The sequence below is a fragment of the Actinoplanes sp. CA-142083 genome, assembly GCF_050942195.1.
Taxonomy (GTDB): domain Bacteria; phylum Actinomycetota; class Actinomycetes; order Mycobacteriales; family Micromonosporaceae; genus Actinoplanes.
Genome location: NZ_CP192076.1, coordinates 10028295 through 10046632 on the forward strand (window position 1 = coordinate 10028295; position 18338 = coordinate 10046632).

23 protein-coding genes are annotated in these 18338 nt (G+C 70.9%); 11 read left to right on the forward strand and 12 right to left on the reverse strand.

Going from position 1 to position 18338, the window contains the following annotated elements:
• Entirely contained in the window at positions 1-1899 is a 1899-nt protein-coding gene (locus ACQPZX_RS46310) for a diguanylate cyclase (RefSeq protein ID WP_433370860.1), read from the reverse strand.
• Between the two features lie 81 nt (positions 1900-1980).
• Here ACQPZX_RS46310 and ACQPZX_RS46315 point away from each other — a divergent pair, with 81 nt between their 5' ends.
• From ACQPZX_RS46315 to ACQPZX_RS46325, 3 genes are all read left to right on the forward strand, one after another.
• Entirely contained in the window at positions 1981-2601 is a 621-nt protein-coding gene (locus ACQPZX_RS46315; protein ID WP_433370863.1) for a 5-formyltetrahydrofolate cyclo-ligase, read from the forward strand.
• 68 nt (positions 2602-2669) lie between these two features.
• Positions 2670-3044, forward strand: a complete 375-nt coding sequence (locus ACQPZX_RS46320) for an FmdB family zinc ribbon protein (protein WP_433370865.1) — start codon at positions 2670-2672, stop codon at positions 3042-3044.
• Between the two features lie 248 nt (positions 3045-3292).
• Positions 3293-3826: a hypothetical protein gene (locus ACQPZX_RS46325; RefSeq protein WP_433370868.1), complete on the forward strand. Its 534-nt coding sequence runs from the start codon at positions 3293-3295 to the stop codon at positions 3824-3826.
• Positions 3827-3882: 56 nt separating this feature from the next.
• On the opposite strand, the gene ACQPZX_RS46330 is transcribed toward ACQPZX_RS46325, so the two are convergent.
• Entirely contained in the window at positions 3883-4062 is a 180-nt protein-coding gene (locus ACQPZX_RS46330) for a hypothetical protein (protein ID WP_433370870.1), read from the reverse strand.
• A gap of 63 nt (positions 4063-4125) precedes the next feature.
• Between ACQPZX_RS46330 and ACQPZX_RS46335 the strand changes: the two genes are divergently transcribed.
• Positions 4126-4455, forward strand: a complete 330-nt coding sequence (locus ACQPZX_RS46335) for a translation initiation factor 2 (protein ID WP_433370872.1) — start codon at positions 4126-4128, stop codon at positions 4453-4455.
• A 39-nt stretch (positions 4456-4494) separates the two neighbouring features.
• Here the strand turns inward: ACQPZX_RS46335 and ACQPZX_RS46340 are convergent, their stop codons facing one another.
• The gene (locus ACQPZX_RS46340) at positions 4495-4968 is read right to left on the reverse strand and encodes a DUF2231 domain-containing protein (protein ID WP_433370875.1); all 474 of its coding nucleotides are present in this window, start codon (positions 4966-4968) and stop codon (positions 4495-4497) included.
• 158 nt (positions 4969-5126) lie between these two features.
• Here ACQPZX_RS46340 and ACQPZX_RS46345 point away from each other — a divergent pair, with 158 nt between their 5' ends.
• Both ACQPZX_RS46345 and ACQPZX_RS46350 read left to right on the forward strand, forming a co-directional pair.
• Positions 5127-5561: a Fur family transcriptional regulator gene (locus tag ACQPZX_RS46345; RefSeq protein WP_433370878.1), complete on the forward strand. Its 435-nt coding sequence runs from the start codon at positions 5127-5129 to the stop codon at positions 5559-5561.
• Between the two features lie 78 nt (positions 5562-5639).
• The gene (locus ACQPZX_RS46350) at positions 5640-6506 is read left to right on the forward strand and encodes an oxygenase MpaB family protein (protein ID WP_433370881.1); all 867 of its coding nucleotides are present in this window, start codon (positions 5640-5642) and stop codon (positions 6504-6506) included.
• Between the two features lie 67 nt (positions 6507-6573).
• Here the strand turns inward: ACQPZX_RS46350 and ACQPZX_RS46355 are convergent, their stop codons facing one another.
• The 7 genes from ACQPZX_RS46355 to ACQPZX_RS46385 all read right to left on the reverse strand — a co-directional run bounded on the left by ACQPZX_RS46355 (position 6574) and on the right by ACQPZX_RS46385 (position 11650).
• Positions 6574-7386 (reverse strand): RecB family exonuclease, encoded by an 813-nt coding sequence (locus ACQPZX_RS46355; RefSeq protein WP_433385905.1) that lies wholly within the window; start codon positions 7384-7386, stop codon positions 6574-6576.
• Positions 7387-7473: 87 nt separating this feature from the next.
• Entirely contained in the window at positions 7474-8094 is a 621-nt protein-coding gene (locus ACQPZX_RS46360; RefSeq protein ID WP_433370884.1) for a MarC family protein, read from the reverse strand.
• Positions 8095-8146: 52 nt separating this feature from the next.
• Positions 8147-9001 carry a PHP domain-containing protein gene (locus tag ACQPZX_RS46365; protein WP_433370886.1) on the reverse strand — a complete coding sequence of 285 codons (855 nt, stop codon included), beginning with the start codon at positions 8999-9001 and terminating at the stop codon, positions 8147-8149.
• A gap of 91 nt (positions 9002-9092) precedes the next feature.
• Positions 9093-9938: a PH domain-containing protein gene (locus tag ACQPZX_RS46370; protein WP_433370888.1), complete on the reverse strand. Its 846-nt coding sequence runs from the start codon at positions 9936-9938 to the stop codon at positions 9093-9095.
• A gap of 9 nt (positions 9939-9947) precedes the next feature.
• Positions 9948-10106: a hypothetical protein gene (locus tag ACQPZX_RS46375; RefSeq protein ID WP_203725175.1), complete on the reverse strand. Its 159-nt coding sequence runs from the start codon at positions 10104-10106 to the stop codon at positions 9948-9950.
• Between the two features lie 128 nt (positions 10107-10234).
• On the reverse strand, positions 10235-10852 hold the full coding sequence (locus tag ACQPZX_RS46380; protein WP_433370891.1) for a DUF6758 family protein: 618 nt from the start codon (positions 10850-10852) through the stop codon (positions 10235-10237).
• A 126-nt stretch (positions 10853-10978) separates the two neighbouring features.
• Positions 10979-11650 (reverse strand): TrmH family RNA methyltransferase, encoded by a 672-nt coding sequence (locus ACQPZX_RS46385; protein ID WP_433370894.1) that lies wholly within the window; start codon positions 11648-11650, stop codon positions 10979-10981.
• 434 nt (positions 11651-12084) lie between these two features.
• Here ACQPZX_RS46385 and trxA point away from each other — a divergent pair, with 434 nt between their 5' ends.
• The 4 genes from trxA to ACQPZX_RS46405 all read left to right on the forward strand — a co-directional run bounded on the left by trxA (position 12085) and on the right by ACQPZX_RS46405 (position 16006).
• A complete protein-coding gene (trxA, locus tag ACQPZX_RS46390; protein ID WP_433370897.1) occupies positions 12085-12447 on the forward strand; it encodes a thioredoxin in 363 nt (120 codons plus the stop codon).
• A 138-nt stretch (positions 12448-12585) separates the two neighbouring features.
• Complete coding sequence (locus ACQPZX_RS46395; protein ID WP_433370900.1) at positions 12586-14712, forward strand: intein-containing Rv2578c family radical SAM protein; 2127 nt, start codon at positions 12586-12588, stop codon at positions 14710-14712.
• Positions 14713-14922: 210 nt separating this feature from the next.
• Positions 14923-15330: a CoA-binding protein gene (locus ACQPZX_RS46400; RefSeq protein ID WP_433370903.1), complete on the forward strand. Its 408-nt coding sequence runs from the start codon at positions 14923-14925 to the stop codon at positions 15328-15330.
• 112 nt (positions 15331-15442) lie between these two features.
• Positions 15443-16006 carry a DUF4190 domain-containing protein gene (locus tag ACQPZX_RS46405; RefSeq protein ID WP_433370906.1) on the forward strand — a complete coding sequence of 188 codons (564 nt, stop codon included), beginning with the start codon at positions 15443-15445 and terminating at the stop codon, positions 16004-16006.
• Positions 16007-16247: 241 nt separating this feature from the next.
• Here the strand turns inward: ACQPZX_RS46405 and ACQPZX_RS46410 are convergent, their stop codons facing one another.
• Positions 16248-17168, reverse strand: coding sequence for an SDR family NAD(P)-dependent oxidoreductase (locus ACQPZX_RS46410; RefSeq protein ID WP_433370910.1), 921 nt, complete (start codon positions 17166-17168; stop codon positions 16248-16250).
• Positions 17169-17268: 100 nt separating this feature from the next.
• Between ACQPZX_RS46410 and ACQPZX_RS46415 the strand changes: the two genes are divergently transcribed.
• The gene (locus ACQPZX_RS46415) at positions 17269-17652 is read left to right on the forward strand and encodes a DUF4190 domain-containing protein (RefSeq protein ID WP_433370913.1); all 384 of its coding nucleotides are present in this window, start codon (positions 17269-17271) and stop codon (positions 17650-17652) included.
• Here ACQPZX_RS46415 and ACQPZX_RS46420 read toward each other — a convergent pair.
• Positions 17627-18286 carry a hypothetical protein gene (locus tag ACQPZX_RS46420; protein WP_433370916.1) on the reverse strand — a complete coding sequence of 220 codons (660 nt, stop codon included), beginning with the start codon at positions 18284-18286 and terminating at the stop codon, positions 17627-17629. The two genes, ACQPZX_RS46415 and ACQPZX_RS46420, sit on opposite strands and share 26 nt — an antisense overlap.
• Between the last annotated feature and the right edge of the window lie 52 nt (positions 18287-18338).

An 18338-nucleotide genomic window follows, 5' to 3' on the forward strand; every position in this document is an offset into this window, starting at 1 on the left:
CTATCGGCCGTGTGCCTGGCGCGGCGGTTGCGGCCCACCGGTCGGCACGCCCACCGAAGGGTCGGCGAGCCGGTAGGTGTCGCGCCCGGCGCTCTTCGCCGCGTACAGCGCGTCGTCGGCCGCCTGGAGCACCCGCTGCGCGTCGGCGCCGTGCTCGGGGAAGACCGCCACCCCGATCGAGACCGTGACCGGGATCGCGCCGCGCCCCTCGATCGGCACCGGCCGGTCGCGCACCACGGCGCCCAGACGCTCGGCCACGATCGCCCCGCCGTACGCGTCGGTCTCCGGCAGCAGCACCACGAACTCCTCCCCGCCCTGGCGGAACGCCACGTCCACCTCGCGCAGCCCGATCCGGATGCGGCGGGCGAACTCGCCCAGCACCGCGTCACCGGCCGCGTGGCCGTACGTGTCGTTGACCTCCTTGAAGTGGTCGAGGTCGAGCACCAGCACCGCCAGCATCCGGCCGAACCGGCTGGCCCGCTCCACCTCCCGGCGCAACGATTCCCGCAGGTAACGGTAATTCCAGAGTCCGGTGAGCGGGTCGGTGAGCGAGAGCCGCTGCGCCTCCTCGTGTACCCGCACGTTGTGCACGGCAACCCCGGCCTGGCCGGCGAAGGTGCGCAGGGTGCGCAGGTCGGCGTCGTCGAAGTCGTCCCCGCCGACCCGGTCGTAGAGGGCGAGCACTCCGAGCGTGGCGGGCGTCGGCTCGCTGGGCAGCAGCGGATCGTCGACCACGGGAGCCCGGATCGGCACTGCCACATAGGTTCGGCACGGCGGTTCGGTGGAGGCGAGCTCGCCGTGCCCCCGCCGGGGCTCGCCGGCCGCCGCGACCGCGCCGAGCACGCCCGAGCCGACCGGCAGCCGCATCGTCGCCAGCTTGTCGTCGGGCAGGTCCCAGGCGCCGGTCAGCCCGATCGCGCAGCGCGCCACCAGCTGGCCGCCGGCCGGGTCGAGCAGCAGCACGAGCCCCGATCGGGCGCCGGTCGCGGCGAGCGCGGTGCGCAGGATCACCTGCAGGATCCGGTCGACGTCGTGGGTGCTGGACAGGGTCTCGCCGAGGATCGCGAGGTGGCCGCGGAGCTGGTCGCGGCTGGCGGTGAGCGCCTGCACGTAGGCCTTGAGCTCGCGGGTCATCCGGTTGAACGTGGCGGCCAGCCGTCCCAGCTCGTCGGGCCGCACGATCGGCACCCGGGTGTCCAGGTCGCCGCCCGCCACCTGGTCGGCGGCCCACGCGAGATCGCCGAGCGGCCGGGTGGTGGTGTGCGCCAGCCAGCGCGCCACCAGCACCGAGGCGAATCCGGCGGCGATGACGACGGCGAGCAGCACGCCGTACAGGAAAAGGGGTTTGCTCCGGGAAACGGTGAGCGTGAGCGGTAGCGGCTGGCCCGGCCCCGCGCTCAGCTCGCGCCCGCCGGCGCCGGGATTGCCGCCGAGGGTGATGCGTGCGCCGCTAGCGGCGGCGAGGCGGGCGAGGAAGGCGTCGTCGACGGCCTGAGCCGCGGTGATCTGCTGGGCCGCGACGGTGGCGGTGGCGACGATCGCGGAAGTGTCGGTGCCGGCCGGCGCGGCGCAGTCACCCGTTCGGGACGGTTTGGACTCCTCGCCGGACCCGCTCGGAAATATCTGGATATCGCTGGCCAGACCGCGCGCGACCAGCTGACGCGCCACCGCCGATCGATCATCGGCGGACACGACCGCGACCGCGTCCGCCGCGGCCTGAAGCTGTCGGCAGATGGCGGAGATTCCGGTACGCACGGTGGTCGCGGCATGATCGAGTCGCTCGGCCGCCCGCTCGCGGCTCACGGTGGCCACGGTCAGGGCGACGAAGATGGACCCGAGCAAGACCGGACCGAGAACGACCACCAGGAACGCGGCGGTCAGCCGGCCACGTAGCGTCACGCATCCTCCCGGGAGTGGCCCTCTTTGGAGCGATGCTGACATAGTGTGCACCGTTTGCCGCTTTTTGAAAGGGGGTGTTGCATGTCCGATTTAACCGGTGACGAAGAAGGATCACGAGCAGCCAAGATCGCGCTGCGCAGTCACCTGATTACAGCACGACGGGCGCTCACTCCCCGCGACCAGTCCCTCGCGGCGTCGCAACTTCAAGGTCAAATTCTTGATCTCGTACGGCGTGAGCACCCGCCCACGATTGCGGCGTATGTCCCGATCGGCGCCGAACCCGGAGGCGCCAACCTGCCCTCTGTGCTGGCCGCCCACGCACGGGTCCTGCTGCCGGTCCTGCTGCCCTCCCGCGACCTCGACTGGGCCGTCTTCGCCGGCTCGCTGTCGCCGGGGCCGCTGGGCCTGCTCGAACCGCCCGGACCACGGCTCGGAGTGGATGCCGTCGCGTCCGCCGGCCTGGTTCTGGTCCCGGCGCTGGCCGTCTCCCGGTCGGGAATCCGGATGGGCCGCGGCGGCGGGTCCTACGATCGGGCGCTGGCCCGGCTGCCCCTCGCGCCGCCGCCGTGGGTGATCGCGCTGCTGCACGACGGCGAGTTGCTCGACTCGGTCCCGGCCGAGCCGCACGACCGGGCGGTGCACGGGGTGATCACACCTCGTGGTGGCTTGACTCTCAACCGCGCAGCCGAGTGGACGAAATGACCTCCGATGGCGCAACATTGGCACTCGGAGTTGGCGAGTGCCAGCAGCCGACAGATCCGGAGGAGCACGTGCCTACCTACCAGTACGCCTGCACCGAGTGCGGTCACCAGCTCGAGGCGGTTCAGTCGTTCTCCGACGCGGCGCTCACCGAGTGCCCGAACTGCCACGGCAAGCTCCGCAAGGTCTTCAACTCGGTCGGCATCGTCTTCAAGGGCTCGGGCTTCTACCGCAACGACTCCCGCTCGGGCGCGGTGAGCGCCGAGGCGTCCAACGGCTCCGAGAAGAAGTCGTCGGACGCGTCGACCTCGTCGTCTTCTTCGACCTCGTCCTCGGATTCGTCGTCCTCGGGTTCGTCGTCGTCCTCGACCTCGTCGACGTCGTCTTCTTCCTCGTCGTCGTCGTCGGGCACGTCCGGGAGCGCGAAGGCCGCCGCCGCGTCCTGACCCACGCCAAGACACGACAGCGCGCCAGGCCCTCGGCCTGGCGCGCTGCTTTGCGCTTAGCACAATCATCGCCACCGCCGTGGGTTATCCACAGTTCGCCCCTGTCCACAGGCCCGGAGCGAACGATCTCCGATCCGCCCTAACGTCTGCCCCGACCACGACGCATCGGCGGACGGGAGGAAAGGGCGATGGGCAGACCGGCAAGGTCGCGATACGGGCCATCGGACCGCCGGGAACGCCTCGACCCCGTGCGTCGCCGGCCGTCCCTCGGCACGCTGCTGCGCCTCGTAGCGGTCGCGGTGCTGCTGGCAGCCGCCGCCCTTGCGTCGTGGTCACCCCGCCGGTCCTGCACCAGCGGGGAGGGCGCCGCGGCCGATCCTTCGCAGGGTTCCCCCACGGCCGCGGCGCCACCCTCCGCCGGCAACCGCACGCCCCCAGCCGGCACCGCCACGACCCCCACCGGCAATCCTCCAGCGCCCGCCGCCAATGGCATGGCACCCGCCGTTCCGGCGCCGATTCCTTCCGGCAGCCTCGGCGTTCCCATCCGCCTGGCCGATCCCACGGCCCTGGGCCTGGTCCGCCCGGGCGCCCGCGTCGACCTGCTCCGCCTGAACGACGAGGGCGGCCCCACCGCCATCGCGGCCGCCGCCCTGGTCCTACGAGTCACCGGCGCCGGCGATCCCACCGCCGGCGGCTTGCTGCTGGCCCTGACCCCCGCCGAGGCCCAGCGCGCCGTGGCCACCCCCGGCCACGGTTTCGCGATCCTGATCCGCCCCGACTGACACCACCGCGTGCCCGCGCGCCCCGTCCCGGCGCCCGGCCGGTCGTGCCGCGCGGCTCAGCCCCAGTGCGGCGGGCGGTCCTCCCAGAGCCGCTCGTCGTTGTTGTCGTCGCGCTCGCCCCAACCCCGCTCGGTGTCGTCGCGGGTCTGGTCGGGCAGCAGGGCCGCCTCTTCCGACTCGAAGTCGACCTCGCGCTCGGCGTCGTTGTCGCGCTCAGGCTCATCCAGGATGTCCACGGCTACGAGGGTAGGCCGCGCCGCTGCGACCGTCTTCCCCCTTCGGCTGTACCGTCGGTGAACGTGAGCTCCCCCACCGGCGTCCCGGACGACGCGTACTGGCAGCGCCCCGACCCCGCGTCCACCCCGCCCGGTCCGCCGCCCGCGCCGGCGCCCCCGCCCGCCCAGGGTCCCGGCTACCAGGGCCCGCCCCGAGCGGCCCCGCCCCCGCCGGATTGGCGCCCGCCCACGATCGCCCAGCCCCCGTCCCCACGCGCCCTGCCCGCCCAGGACATGGACGCCCTCGACGACGCCGAGGGCTCGGCCCGCACGGTCACCTACGGTGTGGGTCTCGTGGCCGGCGCCGTCGCGGTGATCCTCGTCTGCCTGCTCTGCGCCCGGGCCATCTTCTGACCGGCCGCGCCCCGGTCGGCGCGGCCGGCGCGAGGCGTATCAGTAAGAACCCCACACCGCGGTGGCGCCCGAGTCGCCGGTGCGGAAGACGTAGTAGCCCGTGATCACGGCCAGCACCACCATGGCCGCCGACAGGACCCACTCGACGATCTTGTTGACCGAGCCCGAGCCGCGGCGGGTGAGGATGACCGCCACGATGCTGACCACGCCCAGCGCCAGCGAGAACCAGAAGGTCATCGTGCCGAAGTGCATGTGGTCGTCGAGAATCTCCTTGCCTTTGCCCTTGAGGCCCTGACCGATCAGCCGGTCGTAGAGCTTCTCGCCGGACTCCTTGGCGACGAAGGTGGTGATCGGCGCGACTATCCCGAGCAGCAGGACGGCCCAGCCGATCTTCGAGCGCCACGGGGCCACGAGCGCGTACACGATGGCGCCGAGGGCCAGGAGCGGAACGAAGACGACCGCCGCGTGCAGCACGAGCGCGTGCACGGGCAGGCCGTTGATCTGGTCGAACAAGACGCCTCCTCGATCATGTAATACATCCGCTGTGTGCGCTTACGCCGTTCCGGCCGCTCCGGTTCACCGGCAGACCGATCCCGTGATATCCCACCAGAACGGGGCAGCTCGCAAGGTCACGAGTTGGGGTTTGCCGAAATGCGTGTTGTCATGGACGAGTGTCCAGCAATGAAGATCTTCTACGCACGCACGGCCTCCGCGTCACCAGGCCGCGCCTCGCCGTGCTGGAGGTCCTCGCCGAGGGTGGACACCTCGAGGTGGAAGACATCGCGGGCCGCGCCCGCACCCGCCTCGACTCGGTTTCCACCCAGGCCGTGTACGACGTGCTGGGCGCGCTGTCCCGGGCCGGCCTGGCCCGGCGCATCGAGCCGGCCGGCAGCCCGGCCCGTTTCGAGGCGCGCGTGGGCGACAACCACCACCACATCGTCTGCCGGGGCTGCGGCGCGATCGCCGACGTCGACTGCGCGGTCGGCGAGCGTCCCTGCCTGACGCCGAACGAGGCGCGGGGTTTCGAGGTCGACGAGGCCGAGGTCACCTTCTGGGGTTTGTGTCCCGATTGCCAGGCCCGGCGCCAGGCGGACGAGGCAGTCTGAGGCTCGGCTGAGACCCGCGCGGGTCGCCATTTCTGAACAGGTTCAAGTTTCGCGGCTTTCCGTGGCAACCTTGTTCGCATGAGTGGGGACTTGGGGCTGTTCGGGCCGGATTCCGTCACCTGGAAACTGCATCGCGAACCGATTTTGCTGCTCGGCGGGCTGCGCTCGCTCTACCTTCAGGCATTGCACCCCCGCGCGGTGGCCGCGGTCTCGCAGAACTCGAGCTATCGCGCCGACCCGTGGGGCCGCCTGACCCGCACCTCCGCCTACGTCGGCACGGTCGTTTGGGGCACGACCGAGGAGGTCCACAAGATCGCGTCCCGGGTGCGCCGCCTGCACTCCCGGATGACCGCGGTCGATCCGCGCACCGGCGAGCGTTTCGCCCTGGACGAGCCGGAGCTGCTGCGCTGGGTGCACGTGGCCGAGGTCGAGTCGTTCCTGACCACCGCGACCCGGGCCGGCGTGCGCCTGACCCCCGAGGAGATCGACGGCTACTACACCGAGCAGCTGCTGGCCGCCGAGCTGATGGGCCTCGACCCCGCCACGGTCCCCGCGACCGCCGACGAGGTGTCCGCCTACTACGACGAGATGCAGCCCCGCCTGAGCCTGACCAGGGACAGCGTGGAGACGGCGATGTTCCTGACCGTCCCGCCCGTCCCGGAGAACTGGGGCGGCCGAGCCTTCCGCCTGGGCCTGACCCTGGGCCCCACCCGCTGGGCATACTTCGGCATAGCGGCAACAGCGATGGCCATGCTCCCGCCCTGGGCCCGCCGCATGTACGGCGGCCTCGGCTGGCCCACCACCGACCGCACCGCCGACCTCTCGGCCCGCGGCCTGCGCCTGCTCCTTTCCTCGGTCCTGTCGACCATCCCCCGAAGCCTCCGAGTGGCCCCCATGCGCGAGGCCGCCCTGGCCCGAGCAGCCGCCGCTTCCAGCCCGTCCTGACCAGCGGCACGGCAACGGCTCACCCACCGCCCACGGCACGCGGCCCACCGCCCGAAGCGCGCGGCTATCAGCTGCTCAAATGCTCCACCGCCGCCCACGGCTCCCGGGCCGGCGCCTCCTGCCCGGCCGGGCACACCTTGCGGAAGTCGCACCAACTGCACAGCGACCCCGGATTGACCGGGAACTCCGCGTCGGGATCGGCCCCGCCCGCGACCGCCCGCTCGGCCGCCAGGATGTCCTGCGCCGTCTCTTCCGCGCGCCGCACCTGCCGGGCCAGCGACTCCTCGGTGTGCTCGTGGGCCGCGACCGTCCCGCTCGGCAGGTGGTGCAGCTCGACCCGGTGACACGGCCGCCGGAAGACCTTCTCCGCGGCCCACGCGTACAGCGCCAGCGCCTGCGAACCCCGGGCGTCATCGGCGTCGAGCCCCGAGCGGCCCGTCTTGTAGTCGACGATCACCGCCTCACCGTCGCGGGAGTCGATGCGGTCGGCCCGGCCGTTGAAGGCCAGCACCGACGTCTTGGTCGCCACCACCCGCTCCACCCCGAGCGGCTCCTCCAGCGGGTCGAGGCCCGCCACGTATGTCTCCAGCCAGCCCATGGCGGCTCGATACGTCGCTCGTTCCTGGTCGACGTCGCGATAGCCCTCGCGCACCCAGGTCGGCCGGAGCAGGCTGGGCAGCGCCCCGGGCGCGCGCCGGTCGGTGGGCAGCGCATACCAATTTTTCAGCGCGGTGTGGACGCTCGCGCCCAGCGAGTTGTGTGCCCAGGGCGCGCCCTTGGGCGGGGTGGGACGGTCGACGTAGGAATACCTGTACCGCCGGGGGCAGTCGACGAACGTGCCCAGCTTGCTCGGGGTGCAGACGAACAGCCGCTCGGGCATGCCGTCGAAGCCGAGCTGCTCGGGAACCGACCGGGCGGATCTGGTGAAAGCCACGCCGTAATCCTGCCAGCACCCCCCGACAAAAACTCAGGCGTACGCGGCGGCGTACAGCTCCACGAAGGCGTCCACGGCGTCGGCGATCAACTGCACGGCGATGGCCGCCAGCAGCAGGCCGGCGATCCGGGTCAGCACCTCGATGCCGGCCGGCCGGAGCAGTTTGACGATCACCCCGGAGAACCGCAGCACGACCCAGACGGTGAGCATGACCAGCAGAATGCCGATGCCGATCACGGTGTAGTCGTTCAGACCGTCGGCACGCTGGACGAACAGCATCGTGGCGACGATCGCGCCGGGCCCGGCGAGCAGCGGGGTGCCGATCGGCACGAGCGCCACGTTGCTGGTGCCGCCCTGCTCGGCGGGCTCGTCGGTCTTGCCCGTGAGCAGCTGCAACGCGACGAGCACGAGCAGCAGGCCACCGGCGCCCTGCAGCGCGGGCAGCTTGACGTGCAGGTAGTCGAGCAGCGTCTGCCCGGCGACCGCGAAGCCCACGATGACCCCGAGGGCGAGCAGCACCGCCTGCGTGCCGGCCTTCATCCGGGCCCTGGACGGCATCGTCCCGGTCAGCGCCAGGAACACCGGCACCATGCCGGGCGGGTCGACGATGACCAACAGGGTCACGTAGACCTCGCCGAGGAACTTCAGATTCACCCGATCAAGGTAGGGGTTGACGCCCTGTTCACGCAGGCCGGTGCGGTGAGGGTCACCCCAGGACCGGCACGCCCGTCGCGGCGGAGACGATTTTCTCGTACGCCTCGGGCGCGGTCGTGAACGCACCTAGCTGGACCGTCTTGTGCGTACCGTGAAAGTCGGAAGATCCCGTCACCACCAGGCCCAGATCTTCGGCCAGAGCCCGCACGTGCGCCCGCTCGGCGGGCGAATGATCTTCGTGGTCGGCCTCGAGTCCGAACAGGCCCACCTCGGCGAGATCGACGATCAGCTGGTCGGGAACCACTCGCCCGCGTGACGTCGCCCGCGGGTGCGCGAAAACCGGCACACCACCCGCCGCACGCACCGCACGCACACCTTCAAAAACATCAAGATCAGCTTTGGGTACGAAATACCGCGAGCCCAGCCATCGGGAGGCGAACGCCTCGTTGGTCGTGCCCACCAGCCCGGCCCGGATCAGCGCCTGGGCGATGTGCGGCCGTCCGACCGACCCGCCCGCCGCGTAGCCCCGCACCTCGTCCCAGGTGATCGGCACCCCGTCGGCCCGCAGCTTCGTCACGATCTTCTCCGCGCGCTGCTCGCGGTCGGTGCGCAGGGCGAACAGGTCGGCCGCCAGCCGCGGCTCGGACGGATCGAAGAGATAGGCGAGCAGATGCAGCGGAATCGGCCACTCGTCGCCGCCGAACCACCGGCAGGACAGCTCGGCGCCGCGCACCAGAGTCAGCCCTTCGGGGCGCGCCGCGGCGGCCTCGGCCCACCCGCCGGTGGTGTCGTGATCGGTGATCGCCATGACGTCGAGACCCGCACGCACACCCGCCATGACCAGTTGCGCGGGTGTCAGGGTGCCGTCGCTGGCGGTCGAGTGGCAGTGCAGGTCGATTCTGGTCACCCGAAAACGCTACCGGCCGCGCACAACCAGCGACCGCGCGGATGCGAGATCCCTTCGTCACATGCCTGCCAGGGAATTCGCCCGACCATTCTCAGGCGTCGTCGCCGTCGCCGTCCTTGCCCAGCCGCGCCTCGACGGCCTGCGGCTCGTACATCTCCTCGACGACCCTCAGGTAGAGCTCGTTGGGGTTGGGCAGGTGCTTGACCTCGCGGAGCGCCTGGTCCTGGCCGGCCGACTCGAGGACGAACGTGCCATAGCTGAGCATGCGGCCCAGCGCGGACTGCTCGTACTTCATGTCGGTCACCCGGAGGAGGGGCATCATCGCCACCCGCCGGGTGACGATCCCGTTGACCACCATCACCCGCTTGTTGGTCAGGATGAAGCGGTCGAAGTACCAGTCGAAGACCCGCCACGCGACCCAGCCGATGACGCCGAGCCAGATCAGCACGGCCACCGTCACCAGGCCGTCGATGTGCTGGCGGGTCAGGAAGCCGGCCAGATAGCCCAGCGCGAGCGTCGCGCCGGCGCCGATCAGCAAGGGGGTGGAGAGGTGGATCCAGTGCCTCTTCCACTCGCCGCGATAGCGCTCGGTCGGGAAGAGGTAGCGCGCGACCAGAGTGGTCGGCTCATCCTCGAGCGGGAGCACCCGCCTCGGGCCGCCGCCACCGCCCTCGCCGAGGCCGGCCAGCTCCTCCTGCGTGATGATCGGCGGTTCGTACTCGCCGGCGTCGGTGCCGTAACCGGCGTCGGGGTTGTAGCCCGCGTCCGGGTTGTAGCCCGCGTCGGGATTGAATCCAGGACCGTCCGAATAGGGATGCCGGCGGCCGTAGGCAGGATCGTCGAACGCGGGATCTTCGTACCCGAAGCTCTCGTCGTCGTCCCGAGGGCGCCCAGCACCCTCGCCTCGAGGCTCGTGCGGCTCAGCAGGACCACCCATGTAGAGATGCTAAGCGACGAGGTTCGTGAAGAACTGGCCGAAGCCCCGGGCAATATCGGCGATCGTCCCTCCGAGGGAGGAGAACACGTCCGCCGCCGAGTTCGGGTTGAAGGCGATGAAAAAGATCAAGAACGCGATACCAAGCCAGGTGAGAACCTTCTTGATCATGGCGGGCCTTCTCCTGTAGGTGCGGGTGACGGTCAGCGCCGGCAGTACTGACGGTATCAGCTTCGTCGCTCCGTGTGAACAATGTGACCGAAAAGCCGATACCGTAACCGCAGGTCAGGCCCCCGCAATCAGGCCCGGCCGTGCAGGTACGGCGACGGCGCTCCGTACACGAGCTCGGGTGGCACCCCCTCGGAGAGGTCGTGCAGTACGACGTGCTCCGCGAGAAAGTAACCCGCGCTTGCCGGCCACGCTACCGCATAGAGCCACATTCCTTTTGCCTCACTCACGTAGGCACTTCGATCTTCCGGGGACTTGACACACCACAGTGGAGTGGGGTGGCCGGCCGCCTTGATCTTGGCGTGCGGCCCCTGGTGTCCATTGGGGTCGGCGAGGGCCTCGGTGATCAGATATCCGGGGTCTATGCCGGGGATACCGGCGAACCGCGTGCCCAGCCCGACGCCGGGAAGCTCGGCGATCAGGACCACATCGGCCGGTCCGCCGCCGAGGGGCTCCGGGCCGCTGCAGGAGATCGCGCTCGCCCGTACGCCCAATCGGTCGTCACCCGCCCAGCCGACACCGGTCACCATCCAGCCGGCCGGCAGCGGCCACGGACACCAGAAGGGAACCCGTTCCGATTTCGGGGTCCGCTGCCGCATCATGCTGTCGACGATCTCGGCGCTGATGTGCTCGGCCACGTGGAAGGGCGGGACGTCGCCACAGTTGTCACAACGCCAGTCGCTGTGCATCAGATCCGGCTTCCGGACCTGCGCACCGCACCTGGGGCAACTCACCGTGACACCCACACACCTACGGTGCGGGGCGGGGAAGCCCTCGTCAAGCGGATCCGCAGAACCCGGACGTATCAGAAAGATTCACTCCGGCGGGGGTCCCGCGTGGGTGCGGATCCAGGCGTGCATGGCGATGCCGCTGGCGACCCCGGCGTTGATCGACCGGGTCGAGCCGTACTGCGCGATCGAGAACAACTGGCTGCACGCCGCGCGGGCCGTGTCGGATAGCCCGGGACCCTCCTGGCCGAAGAGCAGGACGCAGCGGCGGGGCAGGGTGACGGTCTCCATCGGGCGCGACCCGGGCAGGTTGTCGATCCCGATCACCGGGAGGTCCTGCCCGGCGGCCCAGGCCACGAACTCGTCGATGGTCGGGTGGTGCCGGACGTGCTGATACCGGTCGGTGACCATGGCGCCGCGCCGGTTCCACTTCCGCAGCCCGACGATGTGCACCTCGGCCGCGAGGAACGCGTTGGCGTTGCGCACCACGGTGCCGATGTTGAGATCGTGCTGCCAGTTCTCGATCGCCACGTGGAAGTCGTGCCGGTGGGTGTCGAGATCGGCCACGACGGCCTCACGCCGCCAGTACCGATAGCGATCCACGACGTTGCGGCGGTCACCCTGCGCGAGCAATTCGGGGTCGAACCGGGGATCGGTCGGCCATTCTCCGACCCAGGGACCCACGCCGACCTCGGCGGACCCGTCCAACCACCCCGCCGCCCCTGACCGGACTGAAGACTCTCCCTCATCCGCAATCATGGGCGGTTACGCTACCGAGCGGTGTGGAGACGCAATGAGCGGCGGGGCCCTCCCCGGCACCCGCCGCCCACGCTCTGATGAGTTGAAGTCTGCCTTACCGTGCGTATCGATGTGAAGGACTTTCAGATGTGAGCCAAATCACATTTAAGTTTGTTAACCGTTATCTTCGATACCAGGTGTTATGCAGCTAAGCAGCGGTGCCGCCCGACCAGGGCGGCCATGTACCGGTATCTCGCTGCAAAACGGTCGTCACAAGTTGCTGCGGAAATGAGAGCGCTCTCCCTACTTATCGTTACGATGGGTGGTCTAAGGCCAACACCGCGTTCGGAAATCGTGCCGCAGGACACGTGTCGCCGCCCCGGGGAGCGGGAATGGGGCGGAGTGACGATGGGTTTCAACGCACGCAAGCCAATTTTCCCGTGGACGGAGACATCATGGCGACGGTTGCGCTGACCGCTGAGAACTTCGACGAGGTCACCAACAAGGACGGCATCGTCCTGGTCGACTTCTGGGCCAGCTGGTGCGGCCCGTGCGTCCGGTTCGCGCCGACGTACGAGCGGTCCTCGGAGAAGCACCCGGAGATCACTTTCGGCAAGGTCGACACCGAGGCCGAGCAGGCTATCGCCGCGAAGTTCGACATCCGCTCGATCCCGACGATCATGGCCGTCCGCGACGGCGTCATCGTCTTCTCGCAGCCCGGCGCCCTTCCGGAGTCGGCCCTGGAGAACCTGATCGAGCAGGTCGAGAAGCTCGACATGGACGACGTGCGCAAGCAGCTCGCCGCGCACAGCCACTGACCTCGACGTAAGCGCCTGGCCCGCGGACCGGTTCGGTCCGCGGGCCATTTCGCCATTCCGGCGCGCCCGGTTTCCGGGCCGGACGACACGCCGCAGCCGAGTGGACAACGAGATCGAACATGTGTTCGAATCTCCCCCATGCGATGGTCCAACCTGTCGGCTCCCCACGACGGCGACTCGCTCCTCGACAGGGCAGCGCCGGCGGCTCCACCCCTGCCGCTGGCGCTGCCCGGCGCCACCGTCCGCACCTTCGACACCCCCGGCTTCGCCGGCATGACGTTCTACGAGGTGCGGGCAAAGAGCCTGATCAACAAGGTGCCGGGCCAGTCACGGGTGCCCTTCGAGTGGACAGTCAATCCCTATCGCGGCTGCTCCCACGCCTGCTCGTACTGTTTGGCCGGCGACACCCCGATCCTGATGGCCGACGGCACCACCCGTCCCCTCGCCGAGCTGCGCCCCGGCGACGCCATCATGGGCACGATGGGCGCCGGCGCCACCCGGCGCTACGTGCCCACCACGGTCCTCGACCACTGGCAGACGCAAAAGCCGGCCTTCCGCGTCACGCTGGCCGACGGCACCCGGCTGGTGGCCAGCGGCGACCACCGCTTCCTGACCGACCGCGGCTGGCGCCACGTCGCCCCGGCTGAGCCACACCAGCCCGCGCTGGCCGTCGGCGACCTGATGTTCGGGGTCGGCCACTTCGCCGAGCCGCCCAAGGAGACCCCCGACTACCAGTCCGGCTACCTGTGCGGCCTGATCCGCGGCGACGCCTCGCTGAGCAACTCGGTCCCGGGCGGCCGCCCGGCCCGCGAGGGCGACGCGTGGGCCCGCGCCGACCGCTACCTGGAGGATCTCCCCCTGCACGAGGCCCTGCGCTGGCCCGAGCAGCCCACCCCGGGGTGGTTCAGAGGCTTCCTGGCCGGCGCCTTCGGCTCGACCGGTCGCGCCGACCGGCTCGCGATCACCTTCACCAGCGGCGACCAGCTCTTCCTCAACCGCGTCACCGACGCGCTCACCCGGCTCGGACTCCCCAGCCGCGTCCACGTCCCCGGCCGCGCCCCCGTCCCCCACGGCTCCCCCACCGCCGGCAGCGCCGCCACCAGCGGCGCCGTCACGCGTGGCGCCGCGGTCACCGCCTATGCCTCCACCAGCGCCCACGCCTCCGCCACCGGCGACGCCTCTGCCACCGCCCACGCCTCCGTCACTGACCGCGTCGGTGCCTTGGCCGACGCCCGGCCCGGCGCGCCCGCGACCGTCGAGATCGACCGTGACCTGTGGGCGGCGCTGCGCTTCCGGCACCTCACCGGCATCGACGGCGCGCCGCTCGACGCGTCCGGGGTCGGCGTGCGCAAGAGCCGGGAGCTCGCGGTCGCCGACATCGAGGATCTCGGGCTCACGCTCCCGCTCTTCGACATCTCCACCGGCACGAGCGACTTCATCGCCGACGGCGTGGTCAGCCACAACTGCTTCGCCCGGCACACCCATACCTATCTCGACCTCGACTCCGGCCACGACTTCGACACCAAGGTCGTCGTCAAGGTCAACGCGGGTGAGGTCATCCGCCGCGAGCTGGCCGCGCCCCGCTGGTCCGGCGCACCGATCGCCATGGGCACCAACGTCGACGTCTACCAGCGCGCCGAGGGCCGCTACCGCTTGATGCCCGAGATCCTGGCCGCGCTGCGCGATCACGCCAACCCGTTCTCGATCCTCACCAAGGGCACGCTGATCCTGCGCGACCTCGAGCTGCTCCGGCAGGCGGCCGAGGTGACCCGCGTCGGCCTCGCGGTCTCGGTCGGCTTCGTCGACGAGACCGTCTGGCGCTCGGTCGAGTCCGGCACCCCCAGCCCTCGCCGCCGGCTCGACGTGGTGCGCCGGCTGACCGACGCCGGCTTCCCCGTCGGCGTGCTGATGGCGCCGATCCTGCCCGGACTGACCGACAGCGACGAGTCCATCGAGCAGACGGTCGCCGCCATCGCGGCCGCCGGCGCCGTCAGCGTCACCCCGATCCCGCTGCACCTGCGCCGCGGCGCCAAGGAGTGGTATGCGTCCTGGCTGACCCGCACCCACCCGGCCCTGGCGCCGCGCTATCGCGAGCTCTACGGCGACGGCTCCTACCTTCCGGAGACGTATCAGTCCGAGATCGGCGCCCGGGTCCGCATGGCCGCCCGCCGCCACGGCTTGCACCGCCCCGACCCGGTCCAGATCCGCGACGTAGGCCCCGAGCCGTCCGCCGAGCCCCAGCCCCACCAGTTGACCCTGCTGTGACTGCGAACGGCGCGATCCCCGCCCGCCACCCACCAGCCGACCCTGCTGCGACCGCGAACGGCGTGATCCCCGCCCGCCACCCACCAGCCGACCCTGCTGCGACCGCGAACGGCGCGATCCCCGCCCGCCACCCAGCGGCTGCGCGCTCGTGGGGCGCTCCTGTGATCTACGGAGCGGTCGTGGGCGGTCGGCGTGACTACAGTCGATCGCATGAGGAGCGCACAGCAGATCCTGGCGGAGGCCAACGTCATCGCCGTGGTGGGGGCCTCGCGGGATTCGTTCAAGCCGGCACACACCGTTCCGCTGCAGATGCTCCGGCACGGGTGGCGGATCATCCCGGTCAACCCGTTCGCCGACGAGGTGTTCGGGATCAAGGCGTTCCCGACGCTCGCCGACATCGGCGAGCCGGTCGACCTGGTCGACATCTTCCGGCCGTCCCGCGACGCGGTCGAGATCGTGCGGCAGGCGATCGCGATCAAGGCGCCTGCGGTGTGGCTCCAGAGCGGCATCGTGTCGGCCCAGGCGCGGCGGCTCGCCGAGGAGGCCGGGATCGACTACGTGGAGGACCGGTGCCTCGCGGTCGAGCGCGCCGTGGGCAGTCTGACGAAACTTTCCTGACAGACATCGGGCAATTTGAGTCCGATAGGCGTCGCTTCCTGGGACGGAGTACGCCTATCGTGTCCCCACGTTTGTCCCGGCTAGTACGGTGCCGGGGAACGAGGAGGACCTCATGACTTATCCGACGTCCGGCGGTACGCCGGATCCATATCAGCCGCAGCAGCCCTACGGGCAGCCCAGCGACCCCAACCAGCCGTCGAGCGGCCAGCCCTACGGACAGCCGCCGTCCAGCGGCCAGCCCTACGGGCAGCCTTACGGTCAGCCGCCGTCCAGCGGCCAGCCTTATGGCCAGCCGCCGTCCAGCGGCCAGCCCTACGGGCAGCCGCCCGCGAGCGACCAGCCCTACGGGCAGCAGTACGGTCAGCAGCCCGGCTACGGGCAGCAGCCCTACGGCGGCCAGCCCGGCTATCCGCAGCCGGTCTACGTGCCGGTGGCGGGCACGAACACGATGGCGATCCTGGCCCTGGTGTTCGCGTTCATCTTCGCGCCGGTCGCGATCATCCTCGGTCACATGGCCAAGAAGCAGATCCGCCAGTCCGGCGAGCAGGGCGAGGGCCTGGCCACGGCCGGCCTCTGGCTCGGCTACATCTTCACCGGCCTGGGCGTGCTGGTCTGCGCCTTCTACGTGGTCGCGATCATCTTCGCCGTCAACAACGGCATGGACACCACCTACTGATCGGCACGGTCGGCCGGCACCCCCGGCCGACCAACCGACATCTTGAACGTTCGCGCTCCAGCCCCGCCAGGCCGGAGGCGAGACACCGCGCGCCCGCAGCCCACCGCCACCCGGCGCGCCTCGCCCGGGGCCACCGCCACCCGGCGCGCCTCGCCCGAAGCCACCGCCACCCGGCGCGCCTCGCCGCTATCCGAGGGAGCGCGGACCACTGCACGCCGAGGCGGGGCGCCGCCGGCCTGGGTCAGCGGAATTCGGCCTCTCGGACGCTGTTGCCGCCGTCTACCACCAGCATCTGGCCGGTTATGTAGGACGCTGCGGGCGAGCACAGGAAGGCGATCGCGGCGGCTACCTCGTCGGGGGTGCCGGGGCGGCCTATGGGGGTGCCCAGGCCCTGCTTGATCTCGGTCACCGTGGACGCGGCGGTGTAGATCGTGCCGGGGGCGACGCAGTTCACGTTCACGCCGTCGGCCACCAGTTCCATCGCCAAAGCTCGGGTCAAGCCCACCACGCCGGCCTTGGCGGCCGCGTACGCCGCCTCGGTGGGGAGGGCGTTCACCGGGCCCGCGGTCGCGGCCAAGTTGACGATGCGGCCCCAGCCCCGCTCGGCCATCGCGCCCTGGAAGGCGCGGCTGCACAGGAACGCGGTGCTCAAGTTGCGGTCGATCTCGGCCTTCCACTCGTCGTACGTCAGCTGGGCGACCGGGCGCAGGACCTCGGGCGAGGCGCGGCTCGCCAAACCGGCGTTGTTTACCAGGACCTCGACGTCGCCCAGCTGGTCGGTGATCGCGTCGGCCAGGGCGCCGACCTCGGCCTCGTCGGTCAGGTCGGCCACGAAACCGGTGACGCCCAGCTCGGCGGCCCGGTCGTGGATGCGCCTCGTCGTGGAGACGATCGCCACCCGGGCGCCCAGGTCGCGCAGGCGACGGGCGGTCGCGTACCCGATGCCGTCGGGGCTGCCCGCACCGGTGACCAGCGCGACCTTCCCGTCCAAGCGCAGCGTCACGGGCGCCTCGCCGGGCTCGGCGGCCTCGACCGGAGCATCGGTCGCGTCGGACGCGTCGGGGACGTCAGGAACGGGGGTCCGCGGCCGGCGGCCGGCCGCGGGTCGGGTGGCGTCACGCCGGGAACGGCTACCGCTGGCGGAGCGGGCGTCGAAGACCATGCGGCGATCCTGCCCCGTCACATGGGCCAGGGCAAACATCGCACCCCTGTGGCGCACAACCGGGGTACGTGACCTCGCTATCTAAAGTGAGGTCCCCGACGTGCCACCGGAGGCGATATTGAGCTATCCGCATCCGCCCGAGCCGGCGCCGCCCCCGGACGACGCGGCCTACTACTACCCGCAGCCGGTCTACCCGTACGTCTTCCGGCCGCGGGAGACCGAGGGGCTCGCGATCGCGTCGCTGGCCGTCTCGTGCGCCGCGGTGCCGGCCCTCTGCGCGTACGGAATCGGCGGTCTTCTCGGCGTTGTCGGCGCGATCATGGGGCACGTCGCCCGGCGGCGGATCGCGGCGAACGGCTCGGACGGCGCCGGGATGGCCCTGGCCGGCATCATCGTGGGCTGGGTGACGACGGCCCTGCTGGTGCTGGGAATCGCGCTGGTCATCGTCCTGGTCGTGCTCAGCGAGAACGATCCGAATTGGTGACGTGGCTGTCGGGCGGCGGGGCGATGCGGCTGGTCGGGGCCGGTAGCGGACGCACGGGGTCGGCCTCGACGAAGATCAGTGGCGCCGTCGGGCCGTAGCGGGCCAGCAGCTGGCGGCGGGCCTCCTCGACGTCGCGGACGCCGAGCTCGACGCCGCTGCCGTCGTGCCGGGCGCCGATGCTGACGACGCGGACGCCCTGCTCGGACCAGTACGGCAGGTCGGCGAGCACCCGGTCGTGCCAGACGGCGAGGTCCTTGGTGGAGTGGCCGGCGTCGCGCACGACCACGCAGGCGTCCTCGGCCGACTTGCGGAGGAAGTCGTCGAAGGCGGCCGACGGCACGCGGTAGACGATCGCGCGCACCCTCTCCTGGTCGACCTCGATCCCGGCGAAGCTCTCCGCGAACTCGCCCCGGCCGGCCTGGTCGATCCGGCTCATCACCGCCTCGAGCGCGGGCGGCGTGACGGGCATCCGGACGCCGCCGACGGTGACGTGCCCGGGTGTGCGAGGCACGCCACAGCCCGCCGTGCTCCAGCCGCCGGTCAGGCCGGGCGAGTCGTCCCCGGGTTCGCCGCACCCGCCGATCATGAGGACCATCCCGAGCGCGAGGCCCGTCCGGAATCGACCGCGGTACATCGCATTCCCCCTCTCTACCCGCCCTGATCGGCCGACGCCAACCCGGCGCCCC

Coding starts and splice junctions, on each gene's coding strand:
- ACQPZX_RS46410 (WP_433370910.1), bottom strand. CDS start 17,168: ATGGTCTTCGACGCCCGCTCCGCCAGCGGTAGCCGTTCCCGGCGTGAC.
- ACQPZX_RS46375 (WP_203725175.1), bottom strand. CDS start 10,106: ATGATCAAGAAGGTTCTCACCTGGCTTGGTATCGCGTTCTTGATCTTT.
- ACQPZX_RS46380 (WP_433370891.1), bottom strand. CDS start 10,852: ATGCACAGCGACTGGCGTTGTGACAACTGTGGCGACGTCCCGCCCTTC.
- ACQPZX_RS46395 (WP_433370900.1), top strand. CDS start 12,586: ATGCGATGGTCCAACCTGTCGGCTCCCCACGACGGCGACTCGCTCCTC.
- ACQPZX_RS46405 (WP_433370906.1), top strand. CDS start 15,443: ATGACTTATCCGACGTCCGGCGGTACGCCGGATCCATATCAGCCGCAG.
- ACQPZX_RS46370 (WP_433370888.1), bottom strand. CDS start 9,938: ATGGGTGGTCCTGCTGAGCCGCACGAGCCTCGAGGCGAGGGTGCTGGG.
- ACQPZX_RS46355 (WP_433385905.1), bottom strand. CDS start 7,386: ATGCCCGAGCGGCTGTTCGTCTGCACCCCGAGCAAGCTGGGCACGTTC.
- ACQPZX_RS46385 (WP_433370894.1), bottom strand. CDS start 11,650: ATGATTGCGGATGAGGGAGAGTCTTCAGTCCGGTCAGGGGCGGCGGGG.
- ACQPZX_RS46420 (WP_433370916.1), bottom strand. CDS start 18,286: ATGTACCGCGGTCGATTCCGGACGGGCCTCGCGCTCGGGATGGTCCTC.
- ACQPZX_RS46400 (WP_433370903.1), top strand. CDS start 14,923: ATGAGGAGCGCACAGCAGATCCTGGCGGAGGCCAACGTCATCGCCGTG.
- trxA (WP_433370897.1), top strand. CDS start 12,085: ATGGCGACGGTTGCGCTGACCGCTGAGAACTTCGACGAGGTCACCAAC.
- ACQPZX_RS46350 (WP_433370881.1), top strand. CDS start 5,640: ATGAGTGGGGACTTGGGGCTGTTCGGGCCGGATTCCGTCACCTGGAAA.
- ACQPZX_RS46315 (WP_433370863.1), top strand. CDS start 1,981: ATGTCCGATTTAACCGGTGACGAAGAAGGATCACGAGCAGCCAAGATC.